Here is a 16975-nt window from a genome sequence, read left to right as displayed (position 1 = left end):
AAAGCAGGTCAAATGTGATGCTTTTTCAAGCTATTATGTCAATTTTCTTGTGGGCGAGATTTTGATACCTCGACAGACGTAAAAAAGCCTGCATAGTTGCAGGCTTTGAAGGTGTCAGTTTTGCATGAAATTAGAATGCAGTGCGCTTGTAGCGACGGTACTCTGATTTCCAGAAGTTTGAGTTGATCTTCTCTTTGATGCGCTCATCAGTGTTCTTAGGTGCTTTACGTTGCTCAACAGCTTTCTTAGCAACAGCAAACGCAATGTGACGCGAAACTTCTTGAATGTCTTCTAGCGGTGGTAGTAGGGCACCAGAACCGTTCTTCGCCAGTGGTGAACACTCAGCTAGCGCACGGCTAGATTCCATTAGCATCTCATCCGTTACACGGCGTGCATTCACAGCAAGTACACCTAAACCAATACCTGGGAAAATGTAGCTGTTGTTGCATTGCGCAATTGGGTAAGTTTTACCGTTGTGGATCACTGGCTCAAATGGTGAACCCGTTGCCACTAGTGCGTTACCATCAGTCCAACGGATCAAATCAGCTGGTGTTGCTTCAACACGGCTAGTTGGGTTAGACAGTGGGAAGATGATTGGACGCTCACAGTGCTGGTGCATTTCGCGGATAACATCTTCGCTGAATAGACCAGGAACACCTGATACACCAATCAAGATGGTTGGTTTCGCGTTACGCATTACATCTAGTAGTGATACGTTGTTGTCTTCTAGATCCCACTCGTTCATGGTCGTGCGCTTCTGAACCAACTTCTTCTGGAAGTTGATTAGGTTTGGCATATCGTCGATCAATAGACCCCAACGGTCAACCATGAAGACTTGGCTACGTGCTTTGGCATCAGAAATACCTTCCGATACCATTTGTGCAATGATCGCTTCTGCGATACCACAACCTGCTGAGCCTGCACCTAAGAAAGTTACACGCTGATCTGATAGTTTGCTGCCTGCTGCTTTACATGCTGCAAGTAGTGAACCAACGGTTACCGCTGCTGTACCTTGGATGTCATCGTTGAAACAACATACTTGCTCTTTGTAGCGCTCAAGAAGAGGCATCGCATTTTTCTGAGCGAAATCTTCAAATTGAATTAGCGCTTCAGGCCAACGTTGTTTCACTGCAGAAATAAATTCATCAACGAAGTTCTCGTACTCTTGACCAGTAATACGAGGATGACGCCAACCCATGTACATAGGATCAGATAGACGTTGTGGGTTGTTAGTACCTACATCCAGTACAACTGGAAGGGTGTAAGCAGGGCTGATACCACCACAAGCGGTGTAAAGTGATAGCTTACCAATTGGAATACCCATACCACCGATACCTTGGTCACCTAGACCAAGAATACGCTCACCATCAGTTACCACGATAACTTTAACGTTATGACGTGATGCATTGTTTAGCATTTCTTCAATGCGGTCACGGTTAGGGTAAGAGATGAAAAGACCACGACCACGACGGTAGATGTTCGAGAAGTTTTCACATGCCGCACCTACAGTCGGGGTGTAGATGATTGGCATCATTTCTGTGATGTGGTTTTCAACCAAACGGTAGAATAGCGTTTCGTTGGTGTCTTGAATGTTGCGCAGGTAAATGTGCTTATCAATGTCGTTTTCGAATTTTTGGTATTGTTGATAAGCACGTTCTTCTTGTTCTTCGATACTTTCGATGGCTTCTGGAAGCAGACCTTCCAGGTTAAAGAACATACGTTCTTCGACAGAGAATGCACTACCTTTGTTTAGCAGAGGTGTTTCAAGCAGCGCAGGGCCTGCGTAGGGAATGTATAAAGGTCTTTTATCGTTGTTCATGCAATAGACTCTGTTTTGATGGAGAAATGAAGAGAGCGAATAACTTTTTCTCTAAGGCGGTAATCCTAGTCTTTCAATGGAGTGAATTCAAAGGCAGATCGCATTATTTTCGAGAAAGAGATCAAGTTTCTATAGATTGCTGACAATCCTCACTTTATGTCAGCTAATAGACTGTTAAAACATGAGGTGCCAGCCGCTAGATATGTAAAAAAATAGCGCAAAGAATGCGCTATTTGTGAACACTGACTTTTAGAGCGGCTAAGAAGCTCCCGGGTAAAAATGGGTAAATATTGGTAAATTAAGGATTAGCGAATATCGACCACACGACTGGCTTTTCGATACTTGATTCGCCAGCCTTGCCAACTTGGTAGTTCCCAACGTTGCGGATCTTGTTTACGTTTTCCGCTTTCGTATACCACTGTCGCTAATTTTCCTGCTACCGCGTATTCAACCGTCAGGTGCAGATCGGCAATATAAATGCGTTGTGGAAATTGGCGGGTAAAATCTTCCAGCTCCCACTCTGGAATACCATCGAAAGGGATGTCGCCATTTTCAAATAGCGCTAAATCCTCTAAAGATTCAATACCCAGCGCATCAATTTGTTCGGTTAACCATGAATGGAAATCTACCGCTGCTTGTCGCGTGCAAATCGCAGGATCGGCTTTGCCCAACTGTAGGTACAGATTCCATAAGCTGATGGCTTGTTGACGTTCTGCCGCTAAACCGGGCATTACCTGATCCTTGATGATCATATCGACAACCATTTCAGTGGTTAATGCTTGCGAATCTTGCAACTCAAACTCTTGAATAACGCGACCAGCATACTGGCGTTGGTGAGTTGAAATACACTGTCCATCGACGATTTGACTGTCGGTTAGGCTTACTTCGCCTAAGTCGTTGTCGATAAGTTGCGATAAACGAATCGGTGCCATACAAGTCGCAAGGTTTAAGGTTTGCTTGACTCCGCGCCCCGGCATGCTGAATTGGTCAAACACAATGGCGGCTTCAGCTTGTTCGGTAAAGCGACTGTCTCTGCCTAAGCTAACTTCACTAAATCCATTTCCCAATGCTTGGCGGCGTTTTTCTCGGCGTACATAAACCAATTCAGGCGCCGCTTTAATTACGGCATTTAACCACGCGTCACGCTTGATTGATGTTGCAACAGATAACTGTGGTAATGCGAGAGCTTCACGAATTTGCTCGGCAAGCTGGCGCGCTTCTTTTAATAGCTCGTTATCGACAGTAATAAATTCCGGTGTCGGTTCACGTAACAGTTTGATTAACGCGGTTGCATCACAGAAGTGCTTTTCCCACTGTTCGATCTGAGCGAGTTTCTCTTCACTTTTAGGTACTTGCCACAAACGGTGTGAAATTGTTAGTGCAGCAGATAAATCAGCCATTGCCTCGGTTGCCGCTTTATCGGGCATTGCGGTAATAAGATGCGCAAAGAGTGAATCAATTGGCAGCGGGTATAAACGCTTGCCGTGCGCGGTCACCTTGCCATCGTCGTTAATGGCGTTCATTTGTAGTAGGCGTTGTTGCGCTTGGTGTAATGACTTTTCTGGTAGAGCATCAATAAACGGCAAGTCAGTAAGGCGATGGCCACAACACGCAGCCGCGAGCATAGGCTCAATCAATTCTTCACGGTGAAGTTCGGGCGGAGTAATTAACTCAAGCGGTGCCGCTTTGCCAAACAGACGAATACATTTACCCGCGGCGATACGACCAGCACGGCCTTTTCGTTGCTCTGCACTGGCTTGAGAAATAGCGTGTAACCCCAGTACAGTTCGACCATTGCGCTGGTGGGTACGGCGCTCTAATCCTGCATCAATGATAAAGGTCACGCCGGGAATGGTCAGTGAAGTTTCAGCAACATTGGTTGCTAAAATGATGCGTTTGTTGTGGCTGGTGGAAAGAGCGCGTTGGCGATCATGATCCGAGACCGCTGCATGCAATGGGATCACTTCTGCATCACAATGTTTGAGCTGACTTTGGCACTGAGCGATTTCCTTTTTACCCGGTAAAAACACCAAAATATCGCCTTGTTGGTCAATATTGGCTTCAACCGCTTTGGCAACTCTTCGCTCAAGGTTACGAATATCTGGGCTTTGACGGCTGCCATCGCTGCTGTTGTCGGTGTAATGTTCCACTTCAACAGGAAAGTTACGGCCTTCTGCGTGTAAATGCTCGCCACCTAAGTATTGGGTAAGGCGTTGGCTGTCGATGGTTGCAGATGTTAGCACTATACGATGTTGATTGTGCGTTTTGAGTAAGGCGAGTAATAAGTCTGTATCCCAACGACGTTCGTGAAATTCATCGATGATGACGGTATCAAAGTTACTCAGTTGATTTTCACTCAGCCAACGCAAGGCAACGCCGGGTGTAACAAAAATGATTTGAGTATCGTCATCACAATGATTTTCAAATCGGATGGCATAGCCGATTTGCTTTGCTAACGGTTGACCACTTTCTGTTGCGAGAAATTCTGCCAGTGAAGAACAGGCTATACGGCGTGGCTCGATAACTAACACGCGACCTTGCTCTGCCGCCCATAAAGGTAAACGTGTTGACTTCCCTGAGCCTGTTTCGGCTTCAACAACAAGGTTGGCACGAGTTAAGGCGGTAAGAAATTGTGGTTTAAGGACGTCGATAGGTAATTGCAAGGTGGGATCCAAATCTTTGTAAAAGCTTGTTGGATCATAATATTTATTGGCTGAACAAAAAAGGGTGGTGAGAGTTAGAAAAAAAGGAGCAGCTTAGGTGAAGCTAGTAACACCTAAACTGCTAATACCATAAAGGGAAAGGCTAGAACAGAGTGTTTATCAATACTGATAGATGTTGCTACTACTGGTTAATGACGATCTCACTGACTGGTAGCGGAATGACTTGGCGAAAAGGCTGACGAGCCCCGTCTTGATACCAAGCTTCAACTAACAAGCTTTCGCGTTTTGGTGTGACGGTAAGCTTGCCTTTAAATTTACCGTCTTTCATGGTGCTGGTGATCATACGGCTACTGCTATCAGGGATAGGCGTACCGTCTTGCGCTTCTGTAAATCGACCGTAGATATTGAGGTACATATCTTCCGATGAATTAAGGTCAATATCGACCGTAACAGGGTAGGCGCTACGGAACTTGAAGCCTTCTGGAACTACAATATCTTCAAATTTTTTATTGGGTGCCGCAGGGCTATCTGCGGCAGGTGAATTGCCACCAGCGCCTGAATCATCACCGCCGCCGCCACCACCGCCACAAGCAATCAGTTGCAGACTCAAAAATAAAGCAATTGTTAAACGAATCATGGCGATGCTCCTTATTCAAATAGGCTTTGTTGGTTAGCTTTACTGCGTAAGAACCAAGTTTGGTTGGAGCTTCCGCCTGAGGTTGCGTAACCCTCAAGTTCAGGGTAAGCGGTTAGGATGTTGATGCGCTCGGTTGGGTGCATCCAGTTGTCTTCAATGATTAATCCCCATGGAATACCATTGCTAGTTCGGTAGCTATCGCAATTAGGACCCGGACAGTTGGCAACGCTGTACACCGATGTATCGTCTTGGGTTGAGAAGAAGTTTTCAGATGCCAGTGAAGTTAAGCAGTCGCCTTTTAAGTGAACTTCGAGTGCGCGCCCTGGGTAGTCTGTACCAAAGCTGCTACCACGATAACGACCTTCAGGTGCGAAGATGAATGGGTTGAGTGGCATGTCAGGACCCGTATCTAAACCTGTTGTGAAAGGAATACTGACTTCAAAGGTGAATTGATCCGCTGGATCTGAGCTACATCCGCGCCATACTCGGTAGTATTTTCCAGAGCTGCCTGAACAGACTGGAGCGTCGATTTCTTGTTTAAGATCTGCAGATATAATGGCGACCGCGTTGGTTTGACCGGCCTCTAATACATCGGCGGTATGACGGGTTTTGCCATTGACCACAAGTTTAGTGAGAGCCTCGTTAACTGCACTGCGTGCGACATCATCAAACTGAACGGCAAAGCCGTTGGTGAAGCTAGCACCATAAGCTTGCAACTTACCACTGATATCGTAACGGACAATTTTCCCTTCGCTGTTCGAGACAGTATCAACACGGTAATACATCACCACATCATTGAAGTCGAAATCCCCTTTGTTTGGCCAGTTATCTTCATATGCCAAGGTTGCCCATTCACCTTCACCCGGATAATAAGAGTGGGTCAGAGTTTGCTCTTCAATGGTTACGCTGTAGTCTTCAACTTCACCGTAAGTGACACCACCGAAAGATTGTAGCCCTGTATCTTTACCAATTCTGAAGCGTGCCCAGGTATTACCCGCTACTGCGTCTTCAGGTATCCGAAATTTCAAACTATGTGAACCGGGAGCGAGTAGTTCATCAACGATCACTTGTTCAGTTGAAGCATCAAATTGACCGTTTTGGTTCCAGTCAAACCATGCACTAACATAACCCGCCGCACCACCACCGACCGTGACTTGAATTAGTGCGTCAGAGCCTTGTTTAAGCGCAGAGTTAAAAGTGATGCCGTCTTCATCATCGTTACCGTCATTATCATCAGAACTTGGTGAAATTTGGGCTTCTCCTTCGGCATCTATATCACTACCAAAGAAAAAATTAGGTCCGATAAAGTGACGGGGACCATTGCTAGCTAGCGAGGTTTTATAACTGTCAGGTGCATCACCAAAATCGGTATTACTTGCAATCACAGGAGCACTAGCACAGCGAGCACCATCGTTTTGACTAGAAGATGGACCACTAGCGAAAAACTCAGCTTTAGGTTTTAAATCGCCAAGGTCACGTAAATCTAAACGATAGATAATGCCATCGTTATTGTTACTGATGTACATGAAGCCTGACTTATCAAAATATTGCGCCCCAAAGGTAGTGGTACCGCCAAGTTCTGTTGAACCAATACGGCTAAAGCTCGCTTTACCTTGGCTATCAAAGCTAAACAGATATAAATCATTATTGGTATTTTCTACTGCAAATAATTCACCAGTTTCTGGGTAGAAAGCAAAGTCGGTAAGTTGAAGCGTAGCTTGTGCAGCAGTCATGATTTCTTCTGCGACCAAACTATCGTCACCGGCACTTAAATCAATCTTGAACATCCCAGTACCTTTTAAATAGACGTAGTAATGATTATCGAATACATCACCAACAAAATAGTTTTTATCTGGTAAACCGCTTATTACCGTTAAGTCTTCCACTTTGAAGGCTTGGTTGATACGAGTGACCGTACTGCTGCTTTTGTTCCAACCATAGATGTAGCGATCTGTTTCGTTAAAGCCCACCGCATTGATGGTGCCTCCAGCCCCAGTCTCTGTCTGGCTGATGGTGTAATTACCGGTCGATAAATCAACCGCGTAAACCGTTGATGGGTTGCCTTGAAATAATAGAGCTTCGGTCGGACAGCCATTAAAAGGCGCAACAGCGAAGCTTGGCATCGAGACACTTGCTCCGAGTGTCAGGGCGATTGGAACTAGCTTTTTTTTCATTTCAGCCTCTGCGTAATGTCGGTGATTACTCAGAGCCATTCAAAATGGTTGCCAAGGTTTGAATATTAATTGCGAATGATTTAAGTGGCTGATTTTATGATCTTTTACTGTCTTTCGATTTCAGCGAAGTGTATGGCGGTTGAGGAGTGATATCAGCTTTTGCATTTTGAGAACTGTTTGAAAAATGCTGATTAGACAACACGATAAAGAAAGGCAGACATCCGCGAAGTGTGCATATCTATAGATAAAAGGAAGGTCGAGCAATGTGGCTCGACCTATATATTGAGATAGGAGTAAGTTAATTACTCAACGTCTGAATTACCTTATCAGGGAAGCCGAAATACTTTTGTGCCCCGTCTTTATCGAGTAGTAGGCAGTTATTTGAAGCTGCGATAAAGGATTTATCGTTGGTGGTGAAAATAACAGTCGCCGCTGCTAACTTTTCAGTAAATAGTTGATTAATGTATTTCACACACTCTTTTTCACAGCCGACGAAAGGTTCATCCATTATGATGACGCCTTGGTCGTTACTGCCTAGCCCTAATGCAATGCGCAGGCGTTGCTGAACACCGTTAGGTAGTGAGGCGACGTAATCGGATGACATCTGTGTTTCTAACCCTTGAGGGAGCCAAGGCGAAAGGTCGAAGAAATTAACCATCTCTTCCATTTGATCACGAGCAATCAAACCATCGTGAATAATAAAGTTAGAGGCTAATGTGCCCTCAAAGATGTGAAGGTCGAATGGAATATAATTGATCGCTTTACGATAACGAAAATTATTAAACTGCTTAATGTTGTAACCATCTAACAGCACATTACCTTGATAGCGTTCTTCCAGTCCCGCCAAAATTGTCAGTAAGGTTGTTTTGCCTGAGCCTGACACGCCAGAAATTGAGACTTTATCGCCAGCCTTCGTATTGAACGCCAGATTGGTTAACCCAGTCGGCGTACCTTGGTAGCGATGGGTAAGTCCGCTGATAACCACATTGCCATTAAACTGGCGAATAGGCGGGCTACTTTCTAGCGCGTTACGGTCATCGTTTAAAGACATTAAAGCATTAATCTGAGCACTGGCAGATTTGATGGTTTTGAATTTAGTGATGGAATTGTAAATCCCCATGATTGGTCCGAGGGCTTTCCAGACCAAAATGATGATAGCAAGCATCGCGCCTGCTTGGGTTTCGCCCGCCATAACCCCCATTACCGCAGTGACAATACTGGCAGTACCAATGGCTTGGATTAGCCCTTGTCCCATTGATTGAATCTTGCCATTGGTGACAGATACCCCCTTAGTGTCTTCCAAATTTTGATTATGGGCGGCATGAAAACGCGAACGAATAACGCGTAATAGCGGTAAGCCTTGAATGGTATTGATGTTGCGTAACAGTTCATTCCACTGATAAGACACCATCGCGTTTGCTCGGGAGCTTTTTGCGGTCACTTGGCTGTAGATGTAACGAGAGTAGACGCAGAATGCCAACATCAAGCCAATGCCTGCCAATACAGTGAGCGCAGCACTGCCAGAGATAATGGTGATCGCCAAAATAAAGATGATCACAAATGGCATATCAAAATAACTCAGGCTTGATTCTGCGGTCACGAGTTTACGCAGCTGATCGATATCCTTTAAACGTGCAAGCTGTGAAGACACCCCAGCGGATGATGTCATGGCATAAGGGAGCCAGAGTAATTTGCTGAGTACATTTTTGGATATGTGAGTGGCGAGATCTTTGCCTGATGTTGCCAGAATATTCATCCGCAGTCGTTTAAAACCGTACTCAGCAGCGGCTAAGAAAATGGCAAAACTGGTTAGCCAAAATAGTGTGGCTTCAGAGCCTGATGAGAGGGCAAAGCTATAAACACCCATAATGAAGAACGGCTGCATGGCACCAAGCAAATTGATGATTAAGCTTAAAATCATCAAGCTCTTTATTTCGTTGGTGTAGCGGTAAAACGCGTGTTTTATCCAATTGGACTTATCTTGTGATTCTGGCGGCGGTTCGCGGAAGATTTTAGAATATTCTGAAATCTCACACACATCGCAGCTAACGTTCGCTATAGCTGCATCTGTTATAGCGTGTTCAATAACAACATTGTTGCGATAGTCATAAAGCTTGGCGATGTGGTTTTCAATGCCAAGAAAAATCGCGCTGACAGTATCGAACTCGATAAAGGCAGGCACGCTGATGTTGCTTAATTGGGTTAAATCTTTAAGCTGACGGCGTTGGCATTCGTAATCAAGTCGAGTCAGTGTGCTGGCGAAACTATCAATATCATTTTCTTGGGGTGTGAAAGCATCACTGAGAATTTCAGGTGTTCCTTCCCATTGCAAGCACACCAAGGTGTAGGCGATGCCCAACATGCTTGGTGAATCTTGATAACGCTGCCGAAATTTAGCGGAGCCAAAGTCGCCCAAGCGTTCTGCGGTATTACTGAAATCAATTAATACACTCATGCGGCAACCTTAATCTCAAATTTGTGGTTCGTTAATCGGTTATCTAACGCGCCTAATTTATTGCTGACAATGACACAGATGAGGTTGTTGGTTTTGGGCGAAATACACGAAAGTAATAAGCGGCCAAACTGATCGTCGAACACCATATCTAGATCATCAATCAGCAAAATAGATTTGTTACTCAGCAGGGCACGCACCACCAATAAAGCAAATAATACTTGGCGCGAAATCGGCAGTTGGTTGTGACTGGAAATTTGGGTATAAAACCCGTTTTTCAGCCCATCGATTTTGTTTTTAATGGCCAAGTTTTCGCACAGCGCAAAAGCGGCATTGTTGAGGTGTGGTTGAAAACAAGTGAGGTTATCAATGATGGTGCCTTCCACTAAGGTGGAGTTTTTATCAACCTTAATAATGCTGTTACGCCATGTGCCGTAAGGGATATCGTCAATGCTTTGCTCATCCACATGAATATCACTCAGTTGGTCTTGGCTATCGCGCATTAAACTACGCAGGGTGTGGCTTTTACCACTACCACTGACACCGCTAAAGATATGAATTTGACCTGTGGCGAGGCTAAGGGACTGACCATTGTCGTTGGCTTTAAGTTCTATTTTGTTAACGCTATCGAGGCGCTTATCTTGTTCTTGGCTAGCGTCTAAATCCAACAGCTCAGCAATTCGTTCAATGTTGAGTTCATTAACTCGCCAGCGGCTTAGCGTTCGCATCACTTGCTGGTAAGGGGCGAAGTAACGGTTTGTTAATAGAATAACCGCTGCCATCACACCTTGGCTGATTTCTAAATTGATAACCGCGTGGGCGCAAAGTACGACCACAATCGCAACGGACAGTTGTTGAAGCAAAGTAATGGTGAGATTGAATGAAGACTCAAGTTTTTCATAGGTGACACTTTGCTGCTCGCGCTCGCGGATCATCTCAACCATGATCGACTCAATGCGGTACTCCATCGTGCGGCTTTTTATATCGAGTGGGTTCGACACAATTTCGATAATTTTAGAGTTGGTGAGTCCTTCAATATCGGAACGTTGCGATAAAACCGCGACCCGCTTTTTAGATAGGTAACGAGCCGTAATTAATAGAATCAGTGAAGCTGCTATTAACGCCAGTCCCGCCCACATATTGATTAAACACACGATGAGAATCGTCACTAGGCTTGTGCCTGCGTTGATCATGGCTTTAATTGTTTCGCCACCGAAGAAGTGCTTGATTTCAGGGATGGTTGCAATGCGCTCTAGGTATTCTCCCATTTCTAAACGATTGAAACGGGCAATGTTAGCGCCGCAAATCGCACTAAATACTTTATTGGTGAGTTGGCTTTCAAAGCGCTTCATGATGATGGACAGGAGATTTTCTTCTTGGCGTTTGAGTTGATAGTCCAAAAAGATGGCAACCAAGATGATGGCGAACAATAGCATCAAGGAGTTGGTTGATTGGTTTGGCAGGATGCGATCAAAAATGATCAGAATAGAGAAGGGCAGTACCAAGCCAAGCAAGGTGGTCATTATGGTTGAGAACACCAAATACAGCTTATCGAGTGGGCTGATTTTCCGAGTAAATAAATGACTTTTCATTGTTTACTCCTTATTGCGCCAATAAGTGAAAGGGGATTGGTGAGTCTGCTTTGCTGTCATTCATTGGCGACATCTGCTCGGCGATTTTACCTATGGTAACAGGGGTTAAGTTGCCTATTCTGTCATTCAGTTGCAGGGTGGTGATGATGTAGTCGTAACGGGCGTTTTCATAGTCGCGGATGCTGCTGAACAGCTTGCTTTCTGCGGAAAGCAAGTCAGTGATAGTTCGCGTGCCGAGCTTGTGGGCTTTTTGAATGCCAATATAAGAGGCGTAATTGGCTTTGATGATTTCCGCTAAGCTGTCAAGCGAGGCGGAGAAATCATTGATGTTATAGATGAACTCATCAAATGATTGCTGGCTTTGTTGTTTACGATCTTCAAGATCAATTTCTGCTTTCTCAATATTGACCTTGTTCTGCTCATAGCGGTAATAGTCACGACCGCCATTTAAAATTGGGACATCTAAGGTCAGCGCGTATTTGGCTTCTTCTGTCACGCCTTTATCGGGGAATACATTGGCAGTGGCATCGTTGGTATTGTCGTAGGTATAACCAATGCTGCCTTTTAGTGACGGTACAAAATCAGCCCCTGTCTCTTTTAATGCTTGGCGGCTTTGAGTGACTTGGCGCTGTGCTATCAGCAATTGATAGTCAGATTCATACATCACTTGGTTTAGCTGTCGTTGCTGCTGGTTACCGATGGGCTCGAAATCAACGGCGGATTGCAAATCAAAGTCAGGGCTAACGGGTTGTAGAACTAAGGTTTCAAGCTTGGTAAGTACAATGCGTTGGTCTTTTTTTAATGAACGTAACGTGTTGGCGGTACGCTCTTTTTGTGCCAAGACTTCATACCTTTCGGTTCCTGCTACATTGCCTAGCTCGACGTTACGAGTGATCAGGCGCAAGCGGGTTTGCGATGATTCAAATTCCGCTTGAGTGGCTCGAATTTGTGCTCGCGCTTTGAGGTATTCGAAGTAAGTGGTGGCCGTATCACGAATGATGGATTGACGAGTCTGTTCAGTTCTTAGTTTTTCAATATCTAAATCGACTTTGGCACTGGAATGGGAATAGATATCGGCAAGATTAAATAAGGTCTGCGATAGAGTGATATTCACGCCGTGATTGTTGTAGCCGTTATCAAGGCTAGGCGCTTGATGCTGGTGTGTTTTGCCATCATTCCAGTTGGTACTTGCAGAGGCGTTCAGCGAGGGTAAAAACTTAGCGCGATTGATATCGACATCGTATTCAGCGGCGCGTAGTCCGGTTTCTGCACTATTTAGCGCTAAGTTGTTCTGTAGCGCAGCATCGACCACTTCCAATAAGTTATCAGCATGCACAGGGCTAGTGCTGATCCCAAGGAGCAGCACACTGGAAATGACATGACGCAAATTAGCAGATTTTCTGAATGGCCATGTATTTCTTAATAACTTTGATGATTTCATCATTTTTGTACGGCTTACTGATGACATAGTCCATCCCTGCTTCAATACATGACTTGTGTTCACTGGCGCTGGTGAGTGCGGTTGCGCCGATAATGGTGGCGGGTTGACTATCCTGTTCAACCTCGCGTTGGCGAATGAGTTTGGTCGCTTCAATACCGCCCATGCCCGGCATAATGCAGTCCATAAAGACGATGTCGGCACCGTGATCTTTCATATACTCGACGGCTTGAGCTCCATCGCTAACGGTATGTGCATCGTAGCCTTGCTTGCTCAATAGTTTTTTGAGTAAGAATTGCTGTACTTTGTCATCTTCAACAATCAAGAAGGCATGCTGCCGTTGCTCGTTGGCTTGCTCGGTATCTTGAATAGCTTCAACTAGATTAGGTACAAGCTCATGGGGAATGAACGGGGTATAGAACACGCGATCGACAAACTCGTGTGTATCTTGCACCGTACTGGATTCTGAAGCTGCTAGTAGCAACTTGGTTCTGGCTTTTTTCAAGCGCGAGTGCAAGGTTTTACAGAACGACTTGAGCTGAATGCCTTTGATGGTGTCCGTGATCAAGATAGCGTCAAAGTCATTCATTCTAGGTAGTGATTTGAAAATATCGTTTGCCGAGCGAATGACCTCCACTTGCGCACTGTAGCGCTCGAGCATCCGCGACATAATATCGATCTGAAGTTCAGAGTCGGTGCACACCATAAAGCGTTTATTCTCTAGGGTTGGCTCGGTACGGTAAAAACGTTTAGGTGTAATGTCGATGCTGATTTGTAGCTTTTGCATCTGAGTTTGCGTGTCGTCTTGTGATAGACAATCAGCCTGCGACCAAGATGAACCAAAGTGATTCACCTTGGTTAAAATCGCTTTTGACCATTCATCGTTAATACCGCTTTTCTCTTCGATTTGTTGCCAGCTCGCTTGCTGTATTTGAGGTAGAGCAAGCGCATAGGTAGGTAAGAAGATTATTTCAAATACCAAGCGGGTTTGCTCGACTTCATCGGCAGCTTGATTGCGAACCGACAGCAAAATATAAGGTTCATTTTGCGCTGAAATAGCATTAGAGAGCTGAAGGAACAGTACCCAAAACAAGCTGGTGGCATTACCTTCGATAACTTCGGGTAAGTTGTCGTCAAGGTGACACTCTAAAACGCCTTGAGTGTGCTGAGTTTTGGCTGAGAGGTGAACCACAAGTTCAGACAGCAGTGGTAAGAAGGTGACATCGCCGGAGGTATCTTTGCTGCCCCCTGAGATTAAACGGTTATAGTTATCCGCTAAATCCGACAAGGTATTGGTGGCTAAACTGATATCTCGCGCCATTACCGCGCCATTTTCCCCTGCATCTTGAGCCAGTAAACGCACACCACCTTGAATGGTGTTTGTCATGCCGCGAATTTCGTAACCGATAAGCGCGTAGAGCTGGCGATAAAGATCGGCATGGCGTTTTTGTTGTTCGACATCTTCATACATTGCTGCCAGATTGGCAAAAATGCGACGCTCTGCTGGGCTAGTATCTAATCGATTAAGCTGTTGGTGGATGGCTTGGGTGTCTATGTTTTCAAGTTGAGCGGCAAGCTTTTCAATACTGTGCTCTTGAGGCTGACTTTGCTTCTTACGATTGGTAGTTAAAGACTGGACTAAGGTTAACCCACATAATACTGAGCCTGTTAATACAGCAATTAAGATCGCGAGTGAAAACAGGGATTGTTGCTGTTGTTCGAAGGCTGTTTGTTTGGCGCTCACCAGATTTTGCTGAGCCTGTTGTAAGCTGGCATAACTAGTAACGATAGACTGTTGAAACTGACGAATATCACTTGTGCCGATAAATCTATCGATACTCACCTCAAGCTGAGGGTAGAGCATGTTGCCGACTAAACTGATGGTTTGCTTTTCTTGCGATGCGAGTTGCTGAAAAGTGGCGATGTTGTTTTTCACATCTGTTAGCAGTTGCAGCATCGGAGTTTGGCTTGGTGAGCAGCTTTGTCCTTCACAACGAATGGCAGCATGAAGCACGAGATCGGTACTTTGCAGTAAGCGATTGGCACTCAATAGCAATGGAGATTGACTAACGTCCTGTTTGGCTGATTCGGTTTGTTGCCATTGAAAGCCAATTGCCGATAAGGCAAGGGCACCAACCCCAATTGTTGCGATGGCAAGCTGTGTAATTCTTCTTTTAGCGATTTTCACTGGGCTTACCTCTCATCAAAAGCATCATCAATGGCGCTCATTACAGGCTTCAATGCATAGTCGATGGCATAACGTGAACCTGTTTTAATATCAGCGGTAAACTCCATATAGGGAGAGAGCGCAAATTTCGCCCCAGATTTTTCTAAGTAGTCACGCTGGATGGCGATCTTGGCGATATAAAATTCGTTCTCTTCTTCTTTGTATGAAGAACGGCTAATGGACTCGATTCGTCCGGCAATAAAGCCGTATTTGGCAAAGTTGTAAGTATCAAACTTGAGTTTCACATCTTGTCCTACTTCCACAAAACCCATGTCTTTTTTGGCAATTTTGGCTTCAGCATGAAGGCTATTTTGGAGTGGAGCGATATCCGCAATGCTCTCGTTTGGGGCAATAACCGCAGACTTAAAGTTGAAGTGAACCTTATCGACGATACCGTCAACGGGTGAGTAAACCGTTAAGCGATCGACTTTGTCCGCATGTTGAGGGAGCTGAGCTTTTTTCAGTTGGAGATCTTTTTCTAGCTGATTAATTTGGATTTGATACCCAGCATTACGGCTAGCGATAGTATCTTGTAGTTGTTTGCTTAAACGGTCTGCTTGGAATTTTTCGTTCATCATGGCTTCGGATAGATTTTCAATTTCACGCACCATGTTGGTTTCTTGTACCTGCATGTTCAGCACATCGATGTAAGACGCCATTTCTTCTTTGTATAAGGTTTCTTTGATGGTTAGTTGCTTTTTAATTAACGCCAATTGCTTGCGGGAGCTCTGAATACGTTTGCTCATTGAGGCGATAAGCTTTTGCTTGTGAGCGATATCGAGCTCGATTAGCTCTTGGTTTGAGGTGTTCTTCTTAAACTCTTTTTGCCACGACTGAGTGTATTGGCTGATAAGCGCAGGGTAGGCCTGGTATTGGCTGTAATCAGGTTGATGTTGTTTTATTAATCCTAAGTAGCGGGCGATGTCCATTTCTAGCCCAATAATATCTAAGGTAGCTGATTGGAATTGGCTATCGCGATCGACAGATTTTAAGCGAGCGATGGGCTGTCCGGCATACACATAATCGCCAGCCTTAACCAACATGGTATCGAGAATACCACCTTCAAGATGCTGGACACGCTCAATATCGGATTGCAGCAAGACTTCACCGCGAGATGACACCACAATATCTATCTTGGCCTGCGCGGCGAGCACCAATAGCACGATGACCGCAATAAATAAGCACAATAGCGATTTGTGCACCGTGGTCATCGCACTTTTAATATAGATACTGTCTTCGGCATCTTTGGCTTGCGAGTTCTGTGATTCAACGAGCGCTTTTTGAATGTGTTTTTCGATACTCATCGCGTCGACTCCCTGATGCAATGATGGCGACGAATAACGTCACGCCGTGGATCAGTTGGCAATCGGCAAAGTGGTGACTTGCTGATTCACTTTTTCAATTTCGACAAGCACTTGATCTATCATAGGTGCTGCAGGTTTATTACCGTTCTTGCACAAGACCTCAATGGCTTCTAATTGCATGGTCGCTTGTTCTTCACACAGGGTAAGCAGCACCCCTTTTAATGAGTGCACGGTCTGGAATAGTGTTTCCATATCATTATTGGCGTACAGTTCTTTTATTCGTGCGACATCATCACCGTGTTCTGCGCTATACAGCTCCACAATCATCGACATCATGTCTTCGTCATTGTCCATTGACTCACTAAAAGCAGCGTAATTAATCATTGCAGCCGATCCTTTTATCTCAAGTTATTGAGGAATAATGGGGTTTGCTAACAATAATCTATGGTTCAGGTTTGACTATATTACAAGGCAGATTGGCTGAGTGATTCTCGATTTATTGATCAATCTCTCATCTTGTTTAGCGTGGTTTTTTTGACGCTATGTGTGCGATATATCAAGGTTTTTTCATATTTTTATAAATCGATGCTGATAAATTTGCCAATCTATTAGGGCTGTTCTTAGGTATATAAAGGTAATTCTATTTTTGTATACATAGGCTGACATGAG

General features: G+C 44.8%; 10 protein-coding genes. All 10 read right to left on the bottom strand.

Annotated elements, in window-relative coordinates:
* Positions 1-130: 130 nt before the first annotated feature.
* The 10 genes from A3K86_RS03900 to A3K86_RS03855 all read right to left on the bottom strand — a co-directional run bounded on the left by A3K86_RS03900 (position 131) and on the right by A3K86_RS03855 (position 16690).
* On the bottom strand, positions 131-1819 hold the full coding sequence (locus A3K86_RS03900) for an NAD-dependent malic enzyme (RefSeq protein WP_068328009.1): 1689 nt from the start codon (positions 1817-1819) through the stop codon (positions 131-133).
* 305 nt (positions 1820-2124) lie between these two features.
* Complete coding sequence (locus tag A3K86_RS03895) at positions 2125-4482, bottom strand: helicase-related protein (protein ID WP_084406504.1); 2358 nt, start codon at positions 4480-4482, stop codon at positions 2125-2127.
* Positions 4483-4663: 181 nt separating this feature from the next.
* The gene (locus tag A3K86_RS03890) at positions 4664-5119 is read right to left on the bottom strand and encodes a hypothetical protein (protein ID WP_068327999.1); all 456 of its coding nucleotides are present in this window, start codon (positions 5117-5119) and stop codon (positions 4664-4666) included.
* 11 nt (positions 5120-5130) lie between these two features.
* Positions 5131-7293: an LruC domain-containing protein gene (locus tag A3K86_RS03885; RefSeq protein WP_068330175.1), complete on the bottom strand. Its 2163-nt coding sequence runs from the start codon at positions 7291-7293 to the stop codon at positions 5131-5133.
* A 298-nt stretch (positions 7294-7591) separates the two neighbouring features.
* Complete coding sequence (locus A3K86_RS03880) at positions 7592-9748, bottom strand: ATP-binding cassette domain-containing protein (RefSeq protein ID WP_068327996.1); 2157 nt, start codon at positions 9746-9748, stop codon at positions 7592-7594.
* A complete protein-coding gene (locus A3K86_RS03875) occupies positions 9745-11337 on the bottom strand; it encodes an ABC transporter transmembrane domain-containing protein (RefSeq protein ID WP_068327993.1) in 1593 nt (530 codons plus the stop codon). Before A3K86_RS03875 ends, A3K86_RS03880 begins: the two co-directional genes overlap by 4 nt.
* A 10-nt stretch (positions 11338-11347) precedes the next feature.
* Positions 11348-12781, bottom strand: coding sequence for a TolC family protein (locus A3K86_RS03870; RefSeq protein ID WP_232321902.1), 1434 nt, complete (start codon positions 12779-12781; stop codon positions 11348-11350).
* Positions 12726-14963, bottom strand: coding sequence for an ATP-binding response regulator (locus A3K86_RS03865; RefSeq protein WP_068327978.1), 2238 nt, complete (start codon positions 14961-14963; stop codon positions 12726-12728). Before A3K86_RS03865 ends, A3K86_RS03870 begins: the two co-directional genes overlap by 56 nt.
* Before the next feature lie 5 nt (positions 14964-14968).
* Entirely contained in the window at positions 14969-16306 is a 1338-nt protein-coding gene (locus A3K86_RS03860; RefSeq protein ID WP_068327975.1) for an HlyD family type I secretion periplasmic adaptor subunit, read from the bottom strand.
* 51 nt (positions 16307-16357) lie between these two features.
* Positions 16358-16690: an Hpt domain-containing protein gene (locus tag A3K86_RS03855; protein ID WP_068327973.1), complete on the bottom strand. Its 333-nt coding sequence runs from the start codon at positions 16688-16690 to the stop codon at positions 16358-16360.
* Positions 16691-16975: the final 285 nt, after the last annotated feature.

This window comes from Photobacterium jeanii, from assembly GCF_001650345.1.
Lineage (GTDB): Bacteria > Pseudomonadota > Gammaproteobacteria > Enterobacterales > Vibrionaceae > Photobacterium > Photobacterium jeanii.
The sequence above is the reverse complement of the archived record's forward strand: the minus strand, read 5'-3'. Positions and strand labels throughout refer to the sequence as shown.